This is a genomic window from Ureibacillus sp. FSL W8-0352 (assembly GCF_038004345.1).
GTDB classification, from domain to species: domain Bacteria; phylum Bacillota; class Bacilli; order Bacillales_A; family Planococcaceae; genus Ureibacillus; species Ureibacillus thermosphaericus.
The window spans coordinates 2,911,559-2,935,791 of sequence record NZ_JBBOQT010000001.1 but is presented as its reverse complement, the minus strand read 5'-3'; the positions used below and the strand labels follow the sequence as shown (position 1 = coordinate 2,935,791).

28 protein-coding genes are annotated in these 24,233 nt (G+C 37.5%); 12 read left to right on the top strand and 16 right to left on the bottom strand.

Annotated elements, in window-relative coordinates:
* Positions 1 to 54: 54 nt before the first annotated feature.
* A complete protein-coding gene (locus tag NST98_RS14850) occupies positions 55 to 474 on the bottom strand; it encodes a hypothetical protein (protein WP_340715751.1) in 420 nt (139 codons plus the stop codon).
* Between the two features lie 188 nt (positions 475 to 662).
* Here NST98_RS14850 and NST98_RS14845 point away from each other — a divergent pair, with 188 nt between their 5' ends.
* Positions 663 to 815, top strand: coding sequence for a hypothetical protein (locus tag NST98_RS14845; protein ID WP_016837396.1), 153 nt, complete (start codon positions 663 to 665; stop codon positions 813 to 815).
* A 78-nt stretch (positions 816 to 893) separates the two neighbouring features.
* Here the strand turns inward: NST98_RS14845 and NST98_RS14840 are convergent, their stop codons facing one another.
* Positions 894 to 1,277 (bottom strand): hypothetical protein, encoded by a 384-nt coding sequence (locus NST98_RS14840; RefSeq protein WP_340715431.1) that lies wholly within the window; start codon positions 1,275 to 1,277, stop codon positions 894 to 896.
* Between the two features lie 128 nt (positions 1,278 to 1,405).
* Here NST98_RS14840 and NST98_RS14835 point away from each other — a divergent pair, with 128 nt between their 5' ends.
* Positions 1,406 to 1,549 carry a hypothetical protein gene (locus NST98_RS14835; protein ID WP_016837398.1) on the top strand — a complete coding sequence of 48 codons (144 nt, stop codon included), beginning with the start codon at positions 1,406 to 1,408 and terminating at the stop codon, positions 1,547 to 1,549.
* A 213-nt stretch (positions 1,550 to 1,762) separates the two neighbouring features.
* Positions 1,763 to 2,878: an IS4 family transposase gene (locus tag NST98_RS14830; RefSeq protein WP_096549683.1), complete on the top strand. Its 1,116-nt coding sequence runs from the start codon at positions 1,763 to 1,765 to the stop codon at positions 2,876 to 2,878.
* Positions 2,879 to 3,105: 227 nt separating this feature from the next.
* On the opposite strand, the gene NST98_RS14825 is transcribed toward NST98_RS14830, so the two are convergent.
* Positions 3,106 to 4,557, bottom strand: coding sequence for an aminotransferase-like domain-containing protein (locus tag NST98_RS14825; RefSeq protein WP_340715430.1), 1,452 nt, complete (start codon positions 4,555 to 4,557; stop codon positions 3,106 to 3,108).
* Positions 4,558 to 4,659: 102 nt separating this feature from the next.
* Between NST98_RS14825 and NST98_RS14820 the strand changes: the two genes are divergently transcribed.
* Together NST98_RS14820 and NST98_RS14815 are read left to right on the top strand one after the other, a co-directional pair.
* Complete coding sequence (locus tag NST98_RS14820; RefSeq protein WP_016837400.1) at positions 4,660 to 5,271, top strand: LysE/ArgO family amino acid transporter; 612 nt, start codon at positions 4,660 to 4,662, stop codon at positions 5,269 to 5,271.
* Between the two features lie 251 nt (positions 5,272 to 5,522).
* Positions 5,523 to 6,764 carry a DUF5068 domain-containing protein gene (locus NST98_RS14815; protein ID WP_340715429.1) on the top strand — a complete coding sequence of 414 codons (1,242 nt, stop codon included), beginning with the start codon at positions 5,523 to 5,525 and terminating at the stop codon, positions 6,762 to 6,764.
* A 74-nt stretch (positions 6,765 to 6,838) separates the two neighbouring features.
* On the opposite strand, the gene NST98_RS14810 is transcribed toward NST98_RS14815, so the two are convergent.
* Positions 6,839 to 6,982, bottom strand: a complete 144-nt coding sequence (locus NST98_RS14810; RefSeq protein ID WP_172597780.1) for a hypothetical protein — start codon at positions 6,980 to 6,982, stop codon at positions 6,839 to 6,841.
* Between the two features lie 582 nt (positions 6,983 to 7,564).
* Positions 7,565 to 7,798, bottom strand: a complete 234-nt coding sequence (locus tag NST98_RS14805; protein WP_168411857.1) for a hypothetical protein — start codon at positions 7,796 to 7,798, stop codon at positions 7,565 to 7,567.
* Positions 7,799 to 7,966: 168 nt separating this feature from the next.
* On the opposite strand from NST98_RS14805, the gene NST98_RS14800 reads away from it, so the two are divergent.
* From NST98_RS14800 to NST98_RS14785, 4 genes are all read left to right on the top strand, one after another.
* Positions 7,967 to 8,464, top strand: a complete 498-nt coding sequence (locus NST98_RS14800) for an Lrp/AsnC family transcriptional regulator (RefSeq protein ID WP_016837404.1) — start codon at positions 7,967 to 7,969, stop codon at positions 8,462 to 8,464.
* Complete coding sequence (locus NST98_RS14795; RefSeq protein WP_340715428.1) at positions 8,465 to 9,631, top strand: aminotransferase; 1,167 nt, start codon at positions 8,465 to 8,467, stop codon at positions 9,629 to 9,631.
* A 223-nt stretch (positions 9,632 to 9,854) separates the two neighbouring features.
* Positions 9,855 to 10,448, top strand: a complete 594-nt coding sequence (locus NST98_RS14790; RefSeq protein ID WP_340715427.1) for a hypothetical protein — start codon at positions 9,855 to 9,857, stop codon at positions 10,446 to 10,448.
* A gap of 22 nt (positions 10,449 to 10,470) precedes the next feature.
* Positions 10,471 to 10,668: a hypothetical protein gene (locus tag NST98_RS14785; protein ID WP_340715426.1), complete on the top strand. Its 198-nt coding sequence runs from the start codon at positions 10,471 to 10,473 to the stop codon at positions 10,666 to 10,668.
* Positions 10,669 to 10,805: 137 nt separating this feature from the next.
* Here the strand turns inward: NST98_RS14785 and NST98_RS14780 are convergent, their stop codons facing one another.
* The gene (locus NST98_RS14780; RefSeq protein ID WP_340715425.1) at positions 10,806 to 11,384 is read right to left on the bottom strand and encodes a YdhK family protein; all 579 of its coding nucleotides are present in this window, start codon (positions 11,382 to 11,384) and stop codon (positions 10,806 to 10,808) included.
* 170 nt (positions 11,385 to 11,554) lie between these two features.
* On the opposite strand from NST98_RS14780, the gene NST98_RS14775 reads away from it, so the two are divergent.
* Both NST98_RS14775 and NST98_RS14770 read left to right on the top strand, forming a co-directional pair.
* Entirely contained in the window at positions 11,555 to 12,988 is a 1,434-nt protein-coding gene (locus tag NST98_RS14775; RefSeq protein ID WP_340715349.1) for a DDE-type integrase/transposase/recombinase, read from the top strand.
* 378 nt (positions 12,989 to 13,366) lie between these two features.
* Positions 13,367 to 13,549, top strand: coding sequence for a hypothetical protein (locus NST98_RS14770; protein WP_016837408.1), 183 nt, complete (start codon positions 13,367 to 13,369; stop codon positions 13,547 to 13,549).
* Positions 13,550 to 13,680: 131 nt separating this feature from the next.
* Here NST98_RS14770 and NST98_RS14765 read toward each other — a convergent pair whose 3' ends face one another.
* The 9 genes from NST98_RS14765 to NST98_RS14725 all read right to left on the bottom strand — a co-directional run bounded on the left by NST98_RS14765 (position 13,681) and on the right by NST98_RS14725 (position 22,268).
* Positions 13,681 to 13,956, bottom strand: a complete 276-nt coding sequence (locus NST98_RS14765; RefSeq protein WP_016837409.1) for a CC/Se motif family (seleno)protein — start codon at positions 13,954 to 13,956, stop codon at positions 13,681 to 13,683.
* A gap of 249 nt (positions 13,957 to 14,205) precedes the next feature.
* On the bottom strand, positions 14,206 to 14,343 hold the full coding sequence (locus NST98_RS14760; protein WP_016837410.1) for a hypothetical protein: 138 nt from the start codon (positions 14,341 to 14,343) through the stop codon (positions 14,206 to 14,208).
* Positions 14,344 to 14,450: 107 nt separating this feature from the next.
* On the bottom strand, positions 14,451 to 15,695 hold the full coding sequence (locus NST98_RS14755; RefSeq protein ID WP_340715424.1) for a sensor domain-containing diguanylate cyclase: 1,245 nt from the start codon (positions 15,693 to 15,695) through the stop codon (positions 14,451 to 14,453).
* A gap of 102 nt (positions 15,696 to 15,797) precedes the next feature.
* Positions 15,798 to 16,412, bottom strand: coding sequence for a flavin reductase family protein (locus NST98_RS14750; protein WP_016837412.1), 615 nt, complete (start codon positions 16,410 to 16,412; stop codon positions 15,798 to 15,800).
* A 437-nt stretch (positions 16,413 to 16,849) separates the two neighbouring features.
* Complete coding sequence (locus NST98_RS14745; RefSeq protein WP_016837414.1) at positions 16,850 to 17,086, bottom strand: hypothetical protein; 237 nt, start codon at positions 17,084 to 17,086, stop codon at positions 16,850 to 16,852.
* Between the two features lie 564 nt (positions 17,087 to 17,650).
* The gene (locus NST98_RS14740) at positions 17,651 to 18,094 is read right to left on the bottom strand and encodes an SgcJ/EcaC family oxidoreductase (protein ID WP_016837417.1); all 444 of its coding nucleotides are present in this window, start codon (positions 18,092 to 18,094) and stop codon (positions 17,651 to 17,653) included.
* 313 nt (positions 18,095 to 18,407) lie between these two features.
* Positions 18,408 to 19,787, bottom strand: a complete 1,380-nt coding sequence (locus NST98_RS14735) for a transposase (protein ID WP_340715423.1) — start codon at positions 19,785 to 19,787, stop codon at positions 18,408 to 18,410.
* A gap of 478 nt (positions 19,788 to 20,265) precedes the next feature.
* Positions 20,266 to 21,528 (bottom strand): group II intron reverse transcriptase/maturase, encoded by a 1,263-nt coding sequence (ltrA, locus tag NST98_RS14730; RefSeq protein WP_340715687.1) that lies wholly within the window; start codon positions 21,526 to 21,528, stop codon positions 20,266 to 20,268.
* 566 nt (positions 21,529 to 22,094) lie between these two features.
* Positions 22,095 to 22,268, bottom strand: coding sequence for a ribbon-helix-helix domain-containing protein (locus NST98_RS14725; protein WP_340715422.1), 174 nt, complete (start codon positions 22,266 to 22,268; stop codon positions 22,095 to 22,097).
* Between the two features lie 143 nt (positions 22,269 to 22,411).
* On the opposite strand from NST98_RS14725, the gene NST98_RS14720 reads away from it, so the two are divergent.
* Positions 22,412 to 23,536 carry an S-layer homology domain-containing protein gene (locus NST98_RS14720; protein WP_340715421.1) on the top strand — a complete coding sequence of 375 codons (1,125 nt, stop codon included), beginning with the start codon at positions 22,412 to 22,414 and terminating at the stop codon, positions 23,534 to 23,536.
* 74 nt (positions 23,537 to 23,610) lie between these two features.
* Here NST98_RS14720 and NST98_RS14715 read toward each other — a convergent pair whose 3' ends face one another.
* Positions 23,611 to 23,754, bottom strand: coding sequence for a hypothetical protein (locus NST98_RS14715; protein WP_172597779.1), 144 nt, complete (start codon positions 23,752 to 23,754; stop codon positions 23,611 to 23,613).
* Between the last annotated feature and the right edge of the window lie 479 nt (positions 23,755 to 24,233).

Sequence of the window (24,233 nt, the reverse complement as noted above, 5' to 3'; positions counted from 1 at the left end):
ATGATGTCGGAAAATGCAATTTTTTATGGATAGATTTTGTCTTGATATTCACATCTATATGTCATGCTGTTTGTTCTTTCGTTCTTCCAAAATATCTTTAATCATTTCAATATGGGAAGACGCCCATGCCTTTTCCCTAAAATGAAGAAACAAAGCAAATGTAATACCTGTGATATAACAAACAATGAAAATCATCCAATTTCGCGTTCCTTCTTGAAACAGGATTTTCTGAAGATGCTCGGAAAAAATTAAAAATAAAAAAGGGATGGACGAAACAAAAATCGGAATCATGCCTGACCCATTTTCCTCTTTTACTAATCGATAGTAAATTAATTGCAACACATCGCTTTCAATTGATTCATAAAATTTTCGAACTTCATAAAGATCTTTTAAATATTTTGATTCATGAATGGCATCTTGATTTTCTTTAAGCCGCTTATAAATTTTGTGAGCGTCTCCACGAAAAATCTTCATCACTTCTCACCCCACAGCGTGAAATTTAGTGGGTTCACCATATTGTTTGCACTCCTCCTATTTTGGACTACTTTCATCCTTTTAAATATAAACTTTTCACAATTTTTATGAAATATTAGGCGTTTATCTGTTGTATATCAGTTTTATATATAATATAATTGTTATATATCACATAGGAGGGGATGGCCATGTTGAGCAATACAGAGCGTAAAAATATGGTTCAGTTTTTGGTGAAGTATTTTGGTCTTGAACCAATTCAGCTTGTAAACATTTCTGATCGCATGTTAGAAGCTACGTATGATTTTGCGTATTCTCGATTTGAAATGGAAACGGATATTTAATGGCATGAACAAAGGGGTAAACGTATAAGAGTCGTTTCTCATGGGAAGAAACGACTCATTTTATTTCATCCAAACATATCACTCTTCAATCTTTTCAAATTGTAATGTAAACAATTCAATTTGTCTGCCCCATTCAACAGCCATGTTGATTTCCGTCTCTTCATTTACATTTGTACATTCCCCACAAACATCTGTAATCATTAAGATCCCCTGATTATTTAATAAACCGATTTCAGTGGAAGAACCGGATGGTGTTTCTATACGATAGCCGATTTGTTTTGGAATTGGTTTCTTCCCGATGTATTCGATTTGAAGTATGGATGATTCCTGTTTTTTCTCCATTACCACTTCATAGACAACTCGCCAATTTTTCGTTTCACCTACAAAAGTCCATTCTTTCGTATTTTGGCATGCTGTAAGCACAATGAGAACAATGAAGACAAAAATTGCTCTTTTTATCACTTTGTCACCTCTTCATTCGTATTCCTATGAAATCATTTTGGATCTATGCATTAAAGAGAAAAATTTTGAAGGAATAGTTTCATTGAATTGACGCACGCTAAATTCAAGATTTTTGGGAGGTGATAAGGATGGCGAAGAAAAATAAGACGAGTTTTAAGAAAGATAAAAAGGAGAATAAAAGATCTAATCAACGGGAAGAATATTCAAAAGAGTTTAATCAAGTAATCCACAACAATCCTCCTGCTGAAGTAAGAAAACCCCGAAATACTTAATTTCAATGGGTACTAGCCCATAAAAAGAGCGAATGTAGAGAACGATTCGCTCTTTTTTTTGTAAAGGATGGATCACTAGCATTGCACTAATTAAATCTGATGATTCAAAATACTAAGAATGTTCATTTTTTTATTGATTTCGAAACAAAAAAATCCTTTACAATGGAAGTACAGGTGGTTCCTGTCCAAATCCAATCGTAAAGGATAAACGTTATGGACAAGAATACACTAATTTCATCATTTGGTAAATGGGTTTCACCCATAAATATTCAAAAACTTAGCGAACAAGTCAAAGAATTGAAACAGGACTATTACACAAAAAAGCTGACAACAGAAGCCTATATTAAACTTTTATTGGTAGCCCAGCTGCTCGAATTTAAGAGCTTAGAGGAAATGAGTGATGCACTTGTAGACGAAGATCTTCAAAAAGCACTCGGATTTGAATCGATAAGTGCCTCTCAGCTATCCCGAAAAAACAATCAGATCAACCCACTAATTCTTGCAAATTTGTTCTTGGATCTTGTTTGGAAAATTCAACGGTACCATTATAAAACCGGAAAGAATATGCCACTGAAAATCATTGATTCAAGTACACTCCCGTTGAATTTGACCAATTATAAATGGGCAAAATTCCGTAAAACAAAAGCTGGTGTAAAGCTACACTTACGGCTCGTTTTCATGGATAAAGACACCGTCTATCCTGAAAAAGCAGTGATTACGACAGCAAAAGAACATGACCGAAATCAACTCGAAGTCCTAGTGGATGATAAAGAAGCCATGTATGTGTTTGACCGCGGTTATGTGGACTATGAACGTTTTGATCGGATGACAGATGATGGCTATTTCTTCGTTTCAAGACTGAAGAAAAACGCAGTCATTCGTGAAGTCTATACATTTTCACTTCCTGATGATTGTCACGTTCTATCCGATAAAATGGTCTACATTGGTACCACACAAAATCGTACTGAAAATGTCTTTCGTCTACTAGAAGTTATGGACACAAAAGGGAACTTACTTCGTTTCATCACCAACCGATTTGATTTAAAACCAGAAGAGATAAGTGATATTTACCGATCTCGCTGGGCTATTGAACTCTTTTTCAAATGGCTCAAGCAACACGTAGAAATTAAGCACTTTTATGGAATGAGTGAAACAGCTATTCAAAATCAAATTTTCTTAGCCCTTATCACGTATTGCTTACATGTTCTCATTCAATTGGAGATGAAAAGTAAGAAATCTCTACTTCGAATTACTCGTTGGTTAAAGAGAGCTCTGTGGAAACCAGCTTATGTTTGGTTGCGAAAATTTGATGGGCGAGCCAGTCCATAATCTCCCTTTTGTCGTTGTCGCTCTGGTTTAACTGTATATATTTACCAAATGGGCAGTGCCACCTTTCTTTAGGTTTTGTCTTTTTGGCACAAATTCACAAAAATTAATTAACAGAAAATTCTAACTATATTTATGCAATGCTAATGAGGATGGATATTGATAATTGAAAAATTTAACATTCTCTTTAGAGAATTTTGCTAAAAAACAAAGCTCCAATTTTAAAATTCCTATTCGCTTCCTTCTATTCCTCTATTCATCGAAACTTTAGAGATTTTCCGCAAAATTTCTAACCCCTTAGCCAATTCATCAAAAGATGCATATGCGTATGAAAGTCGTATATGATGCAAGTCGTTTGCAGCATAAATATATCCGGGATTAATCAAAACCTTTTCATTCAACAGTTTTAAAAAGAAAGCTTTATTGACAATCGGCTGATGGAACCTAAGCCAAATATAAAAGCCCCCTGCTGACTTATTCCATGAGGCAATATCTTTAAACTCTTCTTCCAATATCTTTTCTACAAAGGCAACCCTCTCTTTTAGTTGATGTCGGAGCCATGAAACATGATTTTCATATAATTCCGTTGATAACCAGTGAGCCACAATTTCTTGTGAGAAGGAGCTAGACCCATAATCTGTTTGCATTTTAATATCGGCTAATCTCTGGATTACTTGCGTTGGCCCTACTACCCAACCAATGCGTAATCCTGGACTTAACGTTTTCGAAACGCTCCCGATGTATAGCACTTGTCCTGAAGAATCGAAGGATTTAATCGGCGGTGTCGGAGAATCAAATAATAATTCATGGTACACATCATCTTCCACAATCGGAATTTGCAAAGCATTGCACACTTCATACAACTGTTTCTTTTCTTCCACTGAAAAATTTATTCCTGTTGGATTATGCAATGAGGGAATGCAATAAAAAATAGACTGCCTTTTCTTTTTTAAAGATTGTAGGGTTTCTTGTAAATGCTGATTTCGCTGAACCGAGATCATTTGCATCCCCGCAGATTGAAATGGATGCACTGAAGTTAAATAAGATGGATCTTCATGAAATACGATTGAGCCTTCCTCTAACAAGCCAAGAGCAATTAATTGCAATGCTTGAAGTGCCCCTGAAACAATTAAGATATTTTCAGGAAAAGTATAAATCCCCCGCTTTTGTAAATATTCGCACAAAATCTTTCGCAATCGTTCATTCCCTAGAGGTGATGAATAGCCGATTACTTTCGCATCAAGAGAAATTGATTGAAGAGACTGCTTCAACTCTTTTGTCGGAAGTAATTCCGGTGACAACTCCCCTGTTCCAAGGCGAATGACGTCATCGTATTGCTCGTATTCATTAATCAATTGAATGGTATGAATGTTTGGTTTATGAATACTCGATTCAATATGTTGTATCCAATTCGGTTGGGATTTGTTTAACAGGGCATTCCAAGAATGATTCGCCACATAGACTCCAGAACCCACTTTCGATTCCAATAAGCCATCCGCTTTTAATTCTTCTATCGCCTGTTGCACCGTGCTACGATTTACTTTCAATTGGCTCGCAAGTTTTCGTTGGGGTGGAATTTTTGTGCCAACCGTCCAATCTCCTCTTTCAATGCGAGACCGCATCCAATTGACAATTTGTTCTTGTAGGGTTAAATGGGAATTCCGTTCTGGTTTCCAGTCCAAAAAAATCACCTCTTTAAAATTGGATGGTGCAAAATCCATCCAATTGGTCGTTTTCTTTTAGTTATAACAAAGTATGATTGATTTAGAAAGCGGGGTGAAGAAATGGAACCACTATTACACGGAATCATTTTAGCATTTGGATTGATTTTACCTTTAGGGGTTCAAAATGTATTTGTTTTTACACAAGGTGCTATGCAGCCGAATCTTTTCCGCGCCTTTCCTGCGACAATTACTGCAGCGATGTGCGATACATTGTTAATTTTACTTGCTGTTTTTGGATTATCCGCAATTGTGTTGCAATTTGAATGGTTGCGAATAGGGCTTTTAATGGTGGGAGTCGTATTTTTGTTATATATGGGGTATGCCATTTGGAAAAGCAAACCAGCAATCACTGAAACAAACAACGCGTTGCCAGCCAAAAAGCAAATTATCTTTGCGATTTCCGTTTCCGTCTTGAATCCTCATGCTATTTTAGACATTATAGGTGTGATTGGAACGAGCGCGCTGAAATATGAAGATATCGAACAATTATTATTTACCTTAGCCTGCATCAGCGTATCTTGGATTTGGTTTGTTGGCCTAACCATAGCAGGGGGAGTCTTGAAAAAGTTAGATCGCTCCGGAAGGATTTTAATGATTTTTAACAAATGTTCAGCCATTTTTATTTGGGGCACTGCTATTTATTTAATGACTGATGTATTTGGCCAGCTCTAGTCTTTTCCAATGAAATGCTTAAGAATAGGTTTTCCTTTTTAATTAAATAAAGAGCCATTGCATTTACTTCTGACAAGCTTGTACAAAAAACAAATTATACCAATTAGCTATTTAAACTTTTCAATGTTATGAACATTATCCCACTTTACTTACAAACCTTTTTCATAATCCAAACTCGAAAATGCTATACCTTTCTCTCATTTTTGATGGATGCTCTTATAATAGAGAAAATTTTCTATATAATGGTTCACGTGACAAAAAATTTGAAAGGTTGTGAAAAAGTGGGTAAATTTCATTGGTTCGTTGTCACGCTCTTGGCAATGCTATTAGCAGCCTGTGGTGGAAATGAAGAATCAAAAAACCTTGAAGAAAATGCAGATGTAGAAGTAGACATAAACGAAGAAAAAAATGAAAAAGTAAACGGAGCAACTACATCTTTTGATGAAGTAAATAAACTCATTCAAGAAGCAACAGAAGGAAATATAGAAGTTGTATACACAAACGAGAGCGCAAATTATTCCCATGATATGAAAGGTTTTATTGTCGACGTTCCTGCCTATCAAATTGTGAAAGTCACTGATATGAATCGAGATTTTCTTATTCAATTTGATGACCAACAAGAAGGTTATATCATCATTGCTAAAACAATCATAAACAATACAACAGAGAAAGATATGTACTACAACCTCAATTTTAATATTCTTTTAACACACGAAACAGATTACATCCCATTTGACCTTACATTTTTAAGAAAAGAACTTTTCCCTCGCCCACAAAACGAACAAACACGTGCTTGGGCTCCAGGTGAAATAGCGGAAGGCTATGTCACATTCACTTTAACAAATGAACAATTTGAAGCTATATCTTCTGTAAAACCAAAGTTTGTCATTGAAGGTGGCGTATCTGAAAATGAGTCATTCAAAGAAAGCTTCCTTGATGATGCTGTGTTTGACTTCGTATATAGTGAAGAATATGCAAAAGAAGTTGGAAACGCACCACAATTTTACCCAGATCGTTTAACAACGGCAAACTGGGCTGATAAAGTAATGATTTTTGAAAAATCAAATATCAATGAAACAAAACAAATTGACAATGTAATCATTACGTTAGATGGTGTTCAATATACAGAAGTCATTCCAACCGCTGGCAATGAAGAACGTTTCCGTAACTTTGGCGATAGCGGTGTCGTGGCAATTACGGTGAGACTTTTGATCGATAACCAATCCAGTGAAAAAGTTAATATTGATCAAATTGGTTCAAAATTAAGAATCGATGATAACCGCGGTACAGCTATTGCTAGCGGCATGGTGGAACCTTCTGATGAAAGAGAAGTGCAACCAGGAGAACAAGGCGTTAAACATCATGTATTTCTTTTTAGAAAAGATGAATTTGAAATTTTCAAGAGATTTGATTTAGAATTTGGTCCATTCACAAATGATGAAGGAAAAGATCAATTTAAAGGAAAGACAGTTACTTTTACATTACCAAGATAAATCGAGTAGGAGGGAGCGATTAACTCCCGTCCTCTCACACCACCGTACGTACGGTTCCGTATACGGCGGTTCAATTAAGATAATTGACGCAAGTTTTCATAACTTCCGTGAATAGCTTGTCTTCTTATGCCAGTGGTCACTCCACCCTCCAAGAGGTCTCCCACGGGATTCACCGCTTCCTTCCTCAAGTGAGGTACTACGTTTTCTGTGTTCATCATGACTCACTGAATGCCAAGGGCTATTCTCTCTTAATTGTTCGGTCCTTCTCAGTTGTTCTAGACCAACTAATACTATGACCTCTGCTGACTTCTGACGGTTCAGCTACTTATCACTAAGTAGGTTATGAAGCGAACTTCACCTATCCGCCAGACCTCCCCGGGTAAGTACATGCACTTTCACACCATCTATCCGCCTCATTTACTCGATATGACCTTCGACAGAAAGAGCTTTGTTTTGTTACGCAAACTCACTCAATCATACCTAGCCTTATATGAGGTTCGTGTTCCTCGGACCGGTGTTTTGCCTCCAGCTTCCTTCAGATTCCGCGTCACCACGGACACCCTTGCTCTTGGCTAACCTCTACTTCTGTCTTCGGGGTTCGGGACTTACACCCTATAGTTCATGTACATGCCGGGCGCACATAAAAAAAACACCACGTATTGATGCGTGGTGTTTTTTTAAAGAGGTTATACTCCTGTAGAGACATCGAAAGGTACAAACTCACCATTTATATATGCTTCTAAATATTCTTTGTTACCTTAAACACATGTTTTCTTTCTGTATTTTGCTCTTCTTGTTCATCAAGCTTTACAATTAGTGTAGTCCCGTTCAATTCTAATCTCTTCTACATTTGCAGTAGATGAATAAACAATATAAAAAACATTCCCTTTCGTATTCAATATTTGGAGCTTAGCGTATTCATCTATTCTCTCTTGCACTTTTTTCGGAACAACCTCTAATTCACTTATGCTGAATTGAGATGTCTGACACGCTGCTAAAAACATCAGCATAAAAATAAATACATATTTCTTCATCTATTTCTCTCCCCCTATTTCATTGATTCTACAAAAATTTTCCATCACCTCTTAGATGACTTAAATGCTTAGAAAAACGCAATAACTTCGTCAGATTTGTACTTGAACTCTCTATTCATAGTGCTAAAATCTATAAATAAACTACACATAGTTGGGGGTCTTTTTTCAATGAAGCTAAATGAAAAAGAATTAGAAATACTTGGAGTGTTAGAGAAAGACGCTCGAATCGAAACAGCAGACCTTGCAAAAATGGTGGGCTTAAGTATAGAAGAAACAGAATCCATTCTAAAAAAACTTGAGAGTGATCAAGTCATTGTTAAATATTTAACAATGATTGACTGGACAAAAATCGATGAACATCAAGGCGTTCGAGCAATGATTGATGTGAAAGTAACCCCTAAACAAGGCGTTGGCTTCGATGAGATTGCTGAAAAAATTTATCGTTATGATGAAGTACAATCTGTTTATTTAATGTCCGGTACTTATGACTTATCCGTTATTGTTGAAGGCAACACTTTAAATGAAGTGGCAAATTTTGTATCACAAAAATTGTCTACATTGGAATCTGTCGTATCAACAACAACTCATTTCATCTTGAAAAAATACAAACATGATGGAATTATTTTAGAACAAGAGAAAAAAGATAAAAGAATTGTGGTGTCATAAATGAAGGCAACAAAAAGTACATATATTTCCAGAACAGTTAGAGAATTAAAACCCTCAGGTATTCGTCGTTTTTTTGATTTAGCTGCAGGAATGGAAGGCGTCATCTCCCTCGGTGTTGGTGAACCTGATTTCGTCACTCCTTGGCATGTTCGAGAAGCGGCGATCCGTTCCATTGAAGAAGGATATACTTCCTATACACCGAATGCGGGTCTTCTAGAACTACGCGAAGAAATCACAAATTATGTAAAAAACCGTTATCATGTGGAGTATTCCCCTTCCGAAGTCATTGTCACAGTGGGGGCAAGTTCAGCAATCGATACAGCGATGCGCACGATTATCGATCCAGGCGATGAAGTTATTGTTGTAGAACCCTGCTTCGTATCATACAGCCCTACCGTCACTCTTGCAGGCGGCATCCCAGTCCCAGTGCAGGCGTTAAAAGAAAATGACTTTAAAATTTTACCAAGCCAAATTGAAGCAGCAATCACGCACAAAACGAAAGCGATGATTATTTGCTTCCCTAACAATCCTACAGGTACGCTATTAAATAGAACTGAATTAGAAGCTCTAGCTGAGATTGCCAAAAAATATGATCTACTCGTAATCTCTGATGAAATTTATGCCGAACTTACATATGATGATTCCTTTACAAGTATGGCCACTCTCCCTGGTATGAGGGAAAGAACCATTTTAGTGAATGGATTCTCAAAAGCCTTTGCCATGACAGGTTGGCGACTAGGTTATGTATGTGCACCGGAAGAAATTGCAAGTGCGATGTTGAAAGTTCATCAATATGCATTGATGTGTGCATCCACAAATTCACAATATGCAGGTTTGGAAGCGTTGCGCAATGGACAAGGTGAAGTGGAGAAAATGGTGAAAAGTTATCGTCTCCGCCGTAATTTCATTGTGAATTCCTTTAATGAAATGGGGCTTACTTGCCACATGCCAGGCGGTGCTTTCTATGCCTTCCCTTCCATTGAATCAACTGGTCTAAGCTCTCAAGAATTTGCAGAACGATTATTGTTAGAACAAAGCGTTGCCGTTGTACCAGGTGATGTCTTTGGCGAAAGCGGCGAAGGCCATATCCGCTGCTCTTACGCAACATCAATGGAAGAGTTAAAAGAAGCAATGAAACGAATTAAACGCTTTATTGATTCGTTGTAATATTAGACTTGATTTGTACAGGCTGTTAAGGTTGCTTAGCAGTCTGTTTTTTTGAACATGATAACTTTGGCGAAATACTTGCAACTTTATTTTACATTCATTTCTTCCCTTCCTTCTCCCTCCAAAAAAACAGGACATTTGCAACTTTCTCTTTTTTCATTTCCTTGCTACACTCCTTTATAACAAAATCCATTTTTTGAAATTTTTTACTGAGGTGATTCATTTGAAATACAAGTTATTGCTATTATTTTTTTCAATCACCCTTCTCGCCGCTTGTTCTACCACCAATGACGACGTTCCTGCAACGATAGAAGCCAACCCTGACACCGGATATGGTAAAACCTTTCAAGAACTCAGAATTGGCAACCTATTAAACTTTGATTTCCAATTAAATAATGCGGATCAAACGTGGGTAACGATTTGGGTGGAAAGTTACCAGGATGGAAAACAAAAAGAACAATCGGCCGCTCAATTGGCTTATGGATTAAGCCCTAACAAAACAGAGCAGGGTCCTTTAGGAATCGGTATGTTTGAAACCGTCGATGGATCATATCTATTTATTTATTCCAACAACATCTCATTGAAGCCAACAAAAATTGATATCCCCAATTCCGAAAACATCATTAGCGAATGGAAATATGCTTTAAATGAAGAAACATTAGAATTAAATCAGTCCTATCTATTAGGAGTATATCGAGCATCAGAAAATGAAATGGCAGTTTACGATTTACAAGATGAAAAAGAAGTCGAACAAATGATTCAAGACTCTAAGTATGTCCTACTAGTGAAAATGAAAATTGGAGAAAATGAAGATTAAAATTGAGAAGGAGTTGAAAATTTTGGATAATATTGTATCAGAAGTTTTATTTTCCATCTATGTCATCATCATGATTATTACTTCTATTGTTTATTTACGCCAATTAGAAAAAGCACGAAAACACCGAGCGTTGACTGCTTTTGAACGGACGATGTATATCCTAATTCAAGTTAGCTATTTGTTATTTGCGGCTAGCCTGCTTATTTCTGTATTTACTTAGACGTGAAAAAGCCTGATCTAAAAGTCCAAAACTTTTGGATCAGGCCCGACTCCTTATGATGAATATTTCTCTCCTTATAGTAATCACATCTAGCGTACCGCCTTGTCAAGCGGAAGTATCGGTCAAAAAGTGTGCCTTTACGGAGCAACAAGTTCCCCTTCAACTAGCCATTTGTAGTTTTTTACTTCTTCCCCTGTTGTTGTTGTAAAGTCCACCATGTAGACAGGTCCTTCTTCTGCCGTTTCAATCGTTGCCGATGCACCTCTCATGCCTGGTATATGTTCCGTATTAATTACCAATTCCCTACCAGGTTCCATTGGATCTCCACTTGCTCCTTCTAACTCCTCATGAATCACCCATTTATAATGTTTTACTTCCTCACCACCATCTGTTGGTCTAAAAGATACAGAGTAAGCCGTTGTATCATAAGCTCCGACAACTACTCCTTCTGCTCCTTCCATGCCATCCATATGGTTTGCATAAATTTTTACTTTACTGCCAACTGGAAAGGCTGGATTGTCTGCCACTTTTAAATCTAACGGTACTTTTCCAGAACGATCTTCAATGGCATCTGCTCGTTTCGTTTCTACCTGTTCTTCAGAAGTTTGTTGATTTTCCACTTTATTCTTGTCTATTTGTTCAGATGTATCCCCACATGCTGCAACAGTGAATAAAAAAGATAGTAAAAATAATGTAAAAGCCCAATTTTTTTTCATGAAAACCCTCCCCTGCTTTTTATCGTATTGTCAAAACTTTATATAGAAATAGGTTATAGAATCCTATATTAGAGGGCTTTATAAGCAAAAAACTTGCCACCCCCTAAATTCTAGGGTATTAGTGAGGTAACCACACCAACACAAAATCCCTAGAAAGGAGAAGTGGCAAGTTGTTACCTCAAATTATAACCTATTTACTTACTTTTATAAACTTTCAAGAACAAATTATTCGAACTCTACTTACCCTACTAATTGGAAGAAGCATGTTCGATAAACCCAAAGAAGCTCCTGTTAATCAGCCTTATCGAAAGCTTCAAATTGATGATTTACCTATCATTGAAAAGGTAGAAAAGCTCGATTATCAGCTTTTATTAACGGAATATCTTCAATCCAAAGGAAAACAGTTAAAACCAGTACGCCGTCGAGCCAATTCTACGCCCGTACCGTCTACCTTATGTTGTCCTAAGTGTGGTGCTCCTTCTGCGTATTTGTACGCAAATAACGGAGGAAAAGGACAATATCAGTGTAAGGTGTGTGCGTGTGTTTTCAATAAAAAAAGTCGTTATCAGAAAGAGGCCATTCTTAAGTGTCCTCACTGCCTTAAAACGCTTGAAAAAATTAAAGAACGAAAAGATTTTCACGTGTTTAAGTGCAAAAATGATATGTGTACCTATTATCAAAAAAACTTGAGCGCCATGACTAAAAAAGAGAAAAAACAGTTTAAAGAAGATCCACAATCGCTGAAAGTTCGCTACATTTACCGGAAGTTCCACATCGACTATCAACCGTTATCCAAACAATCACCAAAGCAGCCAAAAGTCGATTTATCAAGATTGTATGTTTCACCGCATACACTTGGGCTCATCTTGACGTACCATGTCAATTACGGATTATCGGCCCGTAAAACGGCAGCGATCATGAAGGATATTCACGGCGTGTCTGTCTCCCATCAAAGTATCCTAAACTACGAAAACAGCGTCGCATTATGGCTCAAGCCTTATATTGACTACTTTCCGTATGAGCTGTCGGATCAATTCTGTGGGGATGAAACGTACATCCGGGTCAACGGTCGTTGGCATTATCTGTTTTTCTTTTTTGATGCGGTCAAGAAAGTCATTCTTTCGTATCCAGTGTCACCAAATCGCGACACCGCAACAGCAATACGAGCGATTGATGAAGTACTAGTGAAGCTGAAAGAAATACCCGAAAACCTACAATTTGTAGTAGATGGTAACCCTATTTACTTGTTGGCACAGCATTTCTTCGCAGAAAACCACATATCGTTTGACGTAAAACAGGTCATCGGGCTAACAAATGAAGATGATGTCTCCAGAGAGTATCGACCTCTCAAGCAAATCATCGAGAGACTAAATCGCACGTTTAAAGGAAATTATCGATCGACACACGGCTTTGGTTCTGAACAAGGTTCTGTTTCTTTTGTGACATTGTTTGTGGCTTACTTTAACTTCTTGCGCCCACATTCTTCACTTGAAGGTAAAGTGCCAGTAACAATTCCAGAATTAGAAAAGCTACCAACCATGCCAGCGAGATGGACAGCCCTTATTGGGTTAGCTCAAGACTGGATTCAACAACAGTCAGCCTAACTTTTGTTTAGCTGAGCCCTATTCAGCTATCGGCGAAGCGAACTCTTGACAAACCGAACTTACCAATGGTTTAAAATGGAAAAAGTCAAGGGTTTATTTAGCATGCCTTCTTTTGTTCCCTTCGCCCTTGATTGACCTCTGAATAAACCATTGGTGTGTTTGTCAAGAGCGATAGCGTGGCATTTCCACCTAATAAATGGTAGGTAGTATGAACCGTGCTAGTTTTTCATAGAACTTTTGACACTACCCTTTTTATTATTAGGTTTGTCAATTTTCATCTTTATATACATAAATCTGCCTAATTGAACCCTAATTAAAACGCTTTTGAAACCAATTGGAAAAAGAATCGTAATTATGAATAAAAAGGGGAGGATGGATATGGAAACAAAAAAATGTTTTAAATGCGGAGGAACGGAATTTGCAGAAGGCACAGACTACATGCCAATTAAACCAAGCCTCATGTCGATGAGTGGTGCAAATAAAATTTACACATTTTGTTTACATTGTGGAGAAGTAGATTCCATACGAATCGAAAACACAACGATTTTCAAAAAGAAATAGGGGCTTTCCCCCCCTCGCTTTCTTAAGCTTTTAACAAACTTTCTCCTACAGTAGTCGAAACAAGTTTGCACAATCCTCGTCGCAAAGGGGCCATCTCAATATGACTTTTCAGACGGCCCCATGATAACTACTTATTGCACTCTTGCTATAACCGTTTTAAAAATGCCAAATCCCTTTAATTGAAGAACGAGCTTTTCTTTCATAGCAATAGGAGTTTGTACATAAACAGACAAGTCATCTATGGTAAACTCTCGATAGTTTTGCACATTCTTCGGTTTTCTTGGCAACACAACGAGCTCTTGGATATCTGGAGCACAACACCCTTTCACTTCTAACAATTGCACCGTTAATTGATTCCCCTTTGAACGAATCCAGTCTTTTACACCCTCATGGATTTCTACGTGCATGTTCCTCCCCCGTTTCGGTCAAATTTTTTCTTTATCATATATGATGCAAAAGATGAAGAAAATACTTTTGTTTAGGAACAGCACTTTACATTGAGAATCACACATAAACCGCAAGTCGCACGAAAACGACTTCCCTCCACTTACTCGATTCAAGTGCAATTGAAATTCATGAATTCAGGGAAACCTATCATGTCGCTTTTTTATTAACGATTTCTTTTCCAAATAAAAAACTGATAAGAAAAATTCCTATCAGTTTTCCAAATGTTCTTGATGGTCCTGTTTGTTTTCATTTTCGTAGGCTATTAATGCGACACCAAGTTTATGCTCCAGCGCCTTAATTTCTGCCAACTGTTCTTCCGATAAATGTGCGTATTGCCAATCCTCCATATTTTTCACCTCACAAAGAGTATGGTCAAAAAAAGAAAAAAATACGCTTCTTCCTTTTTATTTTGACCTTATACCGGGCACATCATCTTATACTCATACCATTTCTTCTACTCTTTATAGAATACAAATCCTTTTCGATATTTTTTTGCTTCATATAAAGCTTGATCAGAATTGGATATAAGCGTCTTTACATCAATGCCGTCTTGAGGGAAGATGGCAATACCGATGCTCGAAGTGACGACTATCGATTGATCCTCTATTTGATAAGGAACTTGAAAGGCTTTTTGTAACCTCGTTGCAATTTCAACAAGGGTTTGTTTTCCACGGATATTTTTAATTAAAATCAGAAATTCGTCGCCACCAATGCGGCAAAGGACATCTCCTTCACACACATTCTTTTTCAACCGATCGGCAAATTTTATTAATAATTGGTCCCCTACTTCATGGCCGAGAGTATCATTCACCTTTTTGAAATCATCCATATCGATAAACATAACACCGAACATGCCATTATTTCTTCTTGCTTCTTCTACGACTTTTTTCATTTCTTTTGTAAAATAACGCCGGTTCGTCAGTCCTGTTAACGGATCGTGGTACGCAAAATATTTTAACTGTTCCTCATAGTGTTTCTTCTCGGTTACGTCTCTCACTACAAGCTGATTCACATATTGCCCTTCAAAAAACACACGCATCATTGTAATTTCCGCCCACAAAACTTCCCCATCGACCCGCTTCATTTTCTCGAGTACTGTTGTTTGAATTCCTTCTATTAATAACTTTCTAATCGAAAACTGTTGCTCCGTATGAATCAATTGCCATACAGACATACCTAATACGTCTTTTTTGGAACGAGCGCCAATCAGGTCCATGCCAGTTTGATTGATGTAGATGACAGCATCATCTTTTATCATAAAAACCGCATATGGAAAAAACTCCAATAAATTGCGGTAACTTTCTTGATTCGATTCGAGTTTCCGTCGAATTTCCATTTGCTCTGTAAAATCTTTATACGTACCAACCGCAAGGACATTGCCTTCATTTACTGCACCATAGGAAGCTAAAATATCTAATACTTTTCCATCTTTTCGTTTTCTTTTCGTCATATAATAGGGAACATTTTTTCCGCTTTTTAAAGTATTCAATAGTTGTTGAAATTCTTCTTGGTCTTGCTCCTGAAAAACAAGTAAATGATTAGGAACTTGCCAATCTTCCTCCGCACACCCAAGAATCTTTGCGAAAGCAGGGTTTGCCATTAACACTTTCCCATCATAATCAACAGTAAATAAGGCATCATTGGAGTTATTCCATACGAGTTCCAATACATCAGGATCTACAGATTGTTTAAAATCCATTCCATTCTCTCCTTTGAAGGATAAAAAAAGGGTCTCAACATGAGACGCTCACTTCTGTTATTGTCAGAAAACCAAGATGAAACTATACATTTTCATATTGTATTACTTCGGCCTTTCGATTAAAAATATATTGCCTATCGTAGCATATTTCGGACCTGCTAATCGGCTGATAGGATTGAGTTCTCTTGTTTTAATATATGAATGGTCATAGATTTTTTCATCTAAATGCACGAGCACAATTTCACCTATAAATAAATCGCAGCTCGGCCCTTCACCATTGATGCCCCCTAAAGGAATCCCTTTTACCAGTTTACATTCCAATCGCACTTTCGCTTCTTCTACTCCCGGAACACTTACCATTTCACTTTCTACTGGAGTTAATTTTGCATATTCCAGTTCACTTTTATCACTTGGTAAGTTTGCCGATGCCAAATTAAATTTTTCTATATTTTCATGATCCGCAACATGCACAACAAATTCCTGCGTATTGTAAATATTTCGAGCAGTGTCTTTCATTTTTCCATCTTTTCGTTGTACAGAAATCGAAAGCATCGGTGGGTTGGCTGAAACGATATTAAAATAGCTAAAAGGTGCTCCATTGACAACGCCTTCAGTGGACATCGTCGTAACAAAGGCAATCGGTCGAGGAATAATCATACCAGTAAGTAAAGTATAATTCTCTCTTTCACTTATTTCTTTTGGATTAATGGAAAGCATGCATAAGTCACCTTTTCTAAAAGATTGTCCGGCCCACTACAGCCTTCTTGATTTATTTTATTACATGATAATTAAATATTTTCCTCAATATAACTTTCGAATGGGGAAAATATTATTTTTTCAGAAATGTCGCGGGACTGACGATGGAAAGAGTTTGTTGAGGATTGGTTTAAGATCCATCCCCTTAATTAATAAGAGTCTTGGGGACTTAAATTGGGCACTTGTGCAAACAATGAATACGAGGGCTTCTTCAATAAAGGTTACATTCAAAATAAAGAATTGAGGTTAAATGAGGATTTATGGGAATGGACTTATGCAAAAGTCGTTTAAAGGAGAGAAAGGCACTTTGTCATGGAAATTGTGAGGAAAATGGCAACGTTTGTAATCACTAAGCAGACAACAATTTTCAACGTTCCATTTCCCCCACTACTAACACTTTAGAAATACACGACCGTCCAGACGACGGATGTTATAAAGTAGGTAATCGCAAAGGGAGTTAGTTTCGGGACAAACTTTACAAACACCACAAACAGCACTGCACCAATACACAATAATAAAACCCACGGATGAACATTCAGCACATTGACCGTAAACATGTGCACAAATGTCGCAACAAATGCAGCACTAAATGCTTTTAATAATAAGATGAGTTCTTCTTTTTGATGCGTTGACAAAACAATCCCTCCCCTCTTACCCCCAATGTATTATTTTCCACAGGAAATAGAACTCTGTTTACAGAAATTCCAATCATTCGTAATTTTTTCGTGCGTATCTTCTAGAAGCTGTGTGGAGTATTGAGAAGATAATTGAATACGGATGAAGTAAACGGTCGGTATAACGCTTTTTCCAAAAAGAAATGATTTGATCTTTTAACCGCCCTTGAATGCTACACTCTTTTTGCAACAGGAGAAATGGAATGTAAAGTTGGTGGGATGATACACTTTGATGATGGGAAAGAACGACCTATATCGCTAGCGTTAGAATAGCCAAAACAATTTTCTTCACGTGAAATAGTGGATTTAATTCATTAGATGATGTGGAACAAGGAGGCATCATGACATTACCCATAAACAGCTATCGATGCTAAATATACTAGTCCAAATGGGGAATCGCGAACCTGTTCAATGGCAAAATAGCGCAAAAGAATTACAGGATATGTACGGAACATTGTTTCAAAAGTAAATAAAAATAAGGCAATCAACAAAACGTTGGTTGCCTAAATACCCATAGCGAACAAATTACGAAAGTAGTTCCCGCAACTCTATTGTCATGGCTTCGACAAGTTCAGGTCTTCCATGGAACTGAGCAGGTGTATTTTGAAACAATTCAATAAACCAGTGATCGTCTTTTCTCACCGCTACAACTGTATGATGAGCATTGACGGAAGGTTCAATATCCGATTCTCCAGGCGGGACCATCCCAGCAATCGCACGTAAGAAGGCAATATCGCTTCCTAAAAAACGAATATCCTTCACCTTCGTTACATAAGGAGCCGTTGGATGACTTTCAAAAATAGGCGCTAAATGCGAGAGGATTGCTTCCTGGCCAATCGCCATACTTCCATCAAATCCAATCTGTACCCCTTCTTCCCCAAACAAAGCAGCCATGCCTTCTGCGTCCCGTCGATTCCATGCTTCAATCCATTGTTCATATAGTTTTTGGATTTCTAGTTTACTAGACATTTCTTTCCCTCCCCTAAAGTAGCAAACACTACTCAGTGTACGCATTTCCCATGCTTTGATATAACAGCACTTCTACCACGTACAAAATACTGCTATGGTTTGATAATACTCGAAAATCAATAATTTTTCGACAAAAATCGAGGATTTTGTTAATAGCACTTTAAAGAAATACAATGAATAAATTTTAACTTAACATATAGTGATGATAGTAATGTATATCTGTCAGTATCGTTGAGCAATTTAAAAAAACAATTTTATTATATGAATCAATTTCATAAATCATAGTATTTCTGAAGTATAGAGTACCCCTATACTAAAAACTTTGTTTTTTTTTAAAATTATGCAACTTGGTTTTGTTGCTGTAATAAAGCATTGATTCTTCAACAGCTAGTTTGCAGGTATTATAAATTAACGTCACCAGATTGAAATGCATTTTTGCTTTCTTTCCTGTACGATGACGGACATTGTTTAATTGAAAGTATTCCTTTAAATAAGCGTTAACGCGTTCGACTGCTGTACGTTCTTGATAAAGCAGTTTCCATCGTTCTGTCCCACGTGCTGGATAGGTAAATTTACGGATATCTATATCACATTTGATTTTGAAAACTTTTTGGCAAAGGGTGTCTTCTCGTAATGGGCAAGTTGCACATTCCTTTGGACGTGTGAATTTTAATGTATTGTACTTAGCGTCAAAGCTGTCATATTGGTAACTATGTTCACGCACACAGGTTGGGCGAAAATGTTCATCGAATCCTATATATTCTCCTTCTCGGCGAACGTTGTAAGGAATCACGACTCGCATGGACTGGGATACGGCTTGACGGTAAGTAGGTTCAACATCATAACCAGCATCAAATATAGCGATTGTAAATTGACCGTTTCCGAAGTGATGAAGTTTTTTCAATAATGGAATCGCAGCTTTACAATCACTTAAATTACCTGAGGACATCAAACGCGTGATGATATATTGACTTTTCGTCGAAACAGATAAATGGGCTTTATAACCAAACCAGAATGTATTTTTTCCTTTACTATTCTTTTTCACACCCCATTTTGGCTCAATCGGTACATCCTTCCAAAGGGTTTCTAATGGGATATCCAGCTGTTCTTTCAGTTCTTTTTCATAGGTTGATTGATTTCCTTTTTTCTCTACTTGTTCGGCTAACCAAACAGCTCGTTCAGCTTTAGTTTTACGACCACGTTTTTTAGGAGTTTTAGGTGCTTTCTTTTCTGATGGTGTGAAAGCATCACGAGCTTCAAAGTGACTCGCATCGATGGCGACATGTTCATCATTTAGAAAGCCTTCCAACATCGCTGTTTTGATGAGTGTATCGTTCATTTTATCTAGCACATCTGATTCACTAATGACTTGAATCATGCGTGAATAAGAGCTTTCAGATGGTACGACATCAGACACAAGGAATCCACAGTCGAAACGAAATAAAGGATCATGAACCAAACGTTTGACTAAATCCTTGATAGTTGGAATACGTTCGACAATACGTATAATCAGCGATTGAATCATTGCACCATAATTCAATTCACGTGGTGCACCTTTCAATGTCTTTTTAGAAAACAATTGAAAAATAGGTTGAATGTCAATCACACTAAAAATGGCATCATAACGATGGGAACTTTCCATTTCTAATAATTGATGGATGTCAAAAAGAGAAATTTGTTTTACAATAGTCATAGGGTACTCACCTCTTTCGTATGGTTTGTTTGGTTACTTACCATTATAACGAAATTTGGGGAGGTACCCATTTTTTATTGTCTTGAATCCCTTGAAAATCAAGGGGTGAGAATTATGAAGTTAACTCATTTATTTGAAAATCAAAATACAGCGAAAGGTTTAGAACAATCATTAACCTTCGAGAAAATTAAGAGTTTTGATTTATACAAGGGAAGAAATAATCAGGAAAAAGTGGTCGTAGCAGAAGTGTTATTAAGAGATCCACAAACAGATATGGAATTCTTATCTAATTACACATTGGTTATTGTTCACTCACAACAAGGGTATTTAGTTAGAAGTTTTAACGATAAACAATATATAGATAAAATAATCAAAAACGAAGCCGATGATACAATTGAAAACAAATCGAGTAGGAGGGAGCGATTAACTCCCGTCCTCTCACACCACCGTACGTACGGTTCCGTATACGGCGGTTCAATTAAGATAATTGACGCAAGTTTTCATAACGAGCTTCAAGACTTTTCAGCCCTTGGTTTCTCCAATAGGAGTTACCAAGGGTTCTGTGTAATATTGGACTTTTTGAAATACGCCAATAACTCTTCCGAGTATTTCCCCATTCATACGCTTGCCATTGTGGTACGCCAAGTTGAATAAGGTTGCGTATCTTTGTTTTCGGTTTCTTCCAGTTCTTCCATAGACACATTCGAAGTCTTCTACGAATCCATTTATCTAATTCAGGGAATATAGATTTGGTGTCTGCTAACGCAAAATATCCACACCATCCCATTAGATATTGATTCAGTTTCTGAATGCGGTATTCCATCGGGTAGGGCATCTTGCGTGATGTGATTTCACGAACTTTATTCTTCATTCGTTTAAGGCTTTCTTTTGCGATACGAACCTTTGGCTCTTTATGATAGGTAAAGCTAAATCCTAGAAACTTACGTTTCCATGGACGGTCGACCGCTGATTTCTTTTCATTTACTTTCAGTCGTAGTTTTCCTTCAATAAATCGCTGGATACTTGCCATTGTGCGAAGTCCTGCTCGTTTACTTTTCACGTAAATGTTACAGTCATCCGCATATCGAACGAATTTGTGTCCTCTTCTTTCCAATTCTTTATCTAGTTCATCTAGTACAATGTTAGATAGTAGCGGACTTAATGGTCCTCCTTGTGGAGTTCCTTCTAATGTGCTTGACACCACACCATTAATCATGACGCCCGATTGTAAATACTTACGAATCAATTTCAGTAATGGTTTATCTTGGATTCTCTTCGCGAGTGTACCCATTAATCTGTCATGGTTGACCTTATCAAAGAATTTCTCCAAGTCCATATCTACAACCCATCGATATCCATCTCTTATATATTCTTTCGCTTTCCTCGCCGCATCATGAGCACTTCGGTTTGGTCGAAATCCGTAGCTGTTTTCAGAGAATGTAGGGTCGTACACTTTTGAAAGTACTTGGGCGATTGCTTGTTGAATCAAACGGTCTGTTACGGTAGGGATTCCTAGTAAACGAACACCGCCATCAGGTTTCGGGATTTCGACTCTGCGGACTGGCATCGGTTCATAAGTTCCCTTGAGAATTGCTTCTTTAATCGATAGCCAATTTTCAACTATGTGCTGTCGTAGATTTTGTACGGGCATCATATCTACTCCGTGGCTTCCTTTATTCTGTTCTACACGTTTTAGTGCTTGAAGCATGTTCTCCCGTGACAGGATTTGATTCAAAAGCATCGTTATTCTCCTTCCGTGAATAGCTGTTCTCTTTATGCCAGTGGTCACTCCACCCTCCAAGAGGTCCCCCACGGGATTCACCGCTTCCTTCCTCAAGTGAGGTACTACGTTTTCTGTGTTCATCATGACTCACTGAATGCCAAGGGCTATTCTCTCTTAATTGTTCGGTCCTTCTCAGTTGTTCTAGACCAACTAATACTATGACCTCTGCTGACTTCTGATGGTTCAGCTACTTATCACTAAGTAGGTTATGAAGTGTACTTCACGTATCCATCAGACCTCCCTGGGTAAGAATGTAATCTTTCCTTCCATCTATCTGCTTCATTTACTCTGTATCACCTTCGGCAGAAAGGACTTTGTTTTGTTGTGCAAACTCATCCAATGATACCTAGCCTTGTATGAAGTTCGTGTTCCTCAGACCGGAAGTTTGCCGCTCGCTTCCTTCAGATTCCGCGTCACCACAGACACCCTTGCGTTAAGCTAACCGTTACTTCTGCCTTCACGGCTCGGGACTTGCACCCTATAGATTACATCCATGCCAGGCGCACACAAAAAAACGAGAATGATTAATGTTCTCGTTTTTTTATTAATAACTCAATAGCTTCATCTAATAATTTGCTGATTGGCACTTTTGTTTCTTTATTAATAAGTTGTAGCTTTTGATAGAGATTGTTGTCTAACGTACTTGAGAAAGGGGTTCTGTTTTTTAATCCCCTATTCTTGTTCTTTTCTTTTTCCATTACTATTACACTCCTGTTCTGTAATCTTCAATAAGTATTATAAAACAACATGTAATTTCTTGCAACTTCATTAAGGTCGTTGTATATTAAAGGCAATAAAGGAAAAGGAAATTAAAAAATACAAAAATTAGGGGGAATTTTATATGAATAAGAAAAAAATCTTAGCTGTAACTTTAGCAACTGCAATTGCGTTTCCAACGCTAACTGCTGTAACACCATATAATACGGTTTCCAATCATGTGTACGCACAAACAACTCAAACTACTCAAGTGAAAGTTCCATTCAAAGACCTTTCATCAAGCTATGTTTACTTAGACATTATCAAAGAAATGAAAGAAAAAGGCATTATTCATGGTTATGAAGATGGAACTTTCAGACCGAATGTTACTTTAAGCCGTCAACACGCTGCTGTTTTAATTGTTCGTGCTATGAAAGTCAATGGAATTGAACTTGAAAAAGTAAGAGAGTTTGTTCAGCCAAAAGACTTAACGACAAAAAATCCATACTATCAAGAAATTAAATTGTTAATGGAAGCTGGATTGTTTGATACGGATAAAAACGGAAACATCAATCCATCAAAACCTTTAACTCGTGGCGATATGGCAAAAATCTTAACAAAAGTATTCGACTTGAAAGTAAAAGCTGACTATATCTTTGATGATGTTGTAGGTACAGGTTATGAGGAATATATCAAGGCTCTTTATTCTAACGGAGTGACAACAGGTTTCGAAAATTACACTTACCGAGTAAATGAATCCTTAACAAGAGCGCACTATGCTGTATTCATGTATCGAGCAATGAATCTTGATCCAAACTTTAATCCACAGCCAATTCCACCGTCTAAAGAACAACAACCAAACAAACCAAAAGAAGATACACCTAAGAACCCATCTACTCCAACAGTGAAATATAGCGACTTAAAATCAACTCAGAAAGATAAAGTTCCAAAACCTGCTGGGTATGTGGCTGGGGAGCATGAAAGAAAAAACAATGAAGAAATGCAAAAAGTTATAGCTGAAAAAGGATATGGTTATGTTTCTTCATTCACTATTGATAAAACTTCTGCTATTTATGATTCTTCATTTACATTTGAAGATAAACTTCGTTTAAGTGCAGAACATGCGGGAACAACCTATGAGGAATTTGTAAATGCAATCAATTGGGCAATTGATACAGGTAAAGTTTATAAAGGAAATACTTTCGTATTATATTTTGATTATCAAAATTTTTTAGTAGTAGTTTCGGCTGTTCGAAATCATACAATATGAATCGAGTAGGAGGGAGCGATTAACTCCCGTCCTCTCACACCACCGTACGTACGGTTCCGTATACGGCGGTTCAATTAAGATGATTGACGCAAGTCTTTATAACTTCCGTGAATAGCTGTTCTCTTTATGCCAGTGGTCACTCCACCCTCCAAGAGGTCTCCCACGGGATTCACCGCTTCCTTCCTCAAGTGAGGTACTACGTTTTCTGTGTTCATCATGACTCACTGAATGCCAAGGGCTATTCTCTCTTAATTGTTCGGTCCTTCTTAGTAGTTCTAAACCAACTAATACTATGACCTCTGCTGACTTCTGACGGTTCAGCTACTTATCACTAAGTAGGTTATGAAGCGTACTTCACATATCCGCCAGACCTCCCCGGGTAAGAATGTAATCTTTCCTTCCATCTATCTGCTTCATTTACTCTGTACCACCTTTGGCAGAAAGGACTTTGTTTTGTTTAGCAAACTCATCCAATGATACCTAGCCTTATATGAAGTTCGTGTTCCTCAGACCGGAAGTTTGCCGCTCGCTTCCTTCAGATTCCGCGTCACCACGGACACCCTTGCGTTAAGCTAACTGTTACTTCTGCCTTCACAGTTCGGGACTTACACCCTATAGATTACACCCATGCCAGGCGCACTAACAGGAAAAAGACTTTTCGTTATGAAAGGTCTTTTTCTTTTTGCTTTCAAATCAG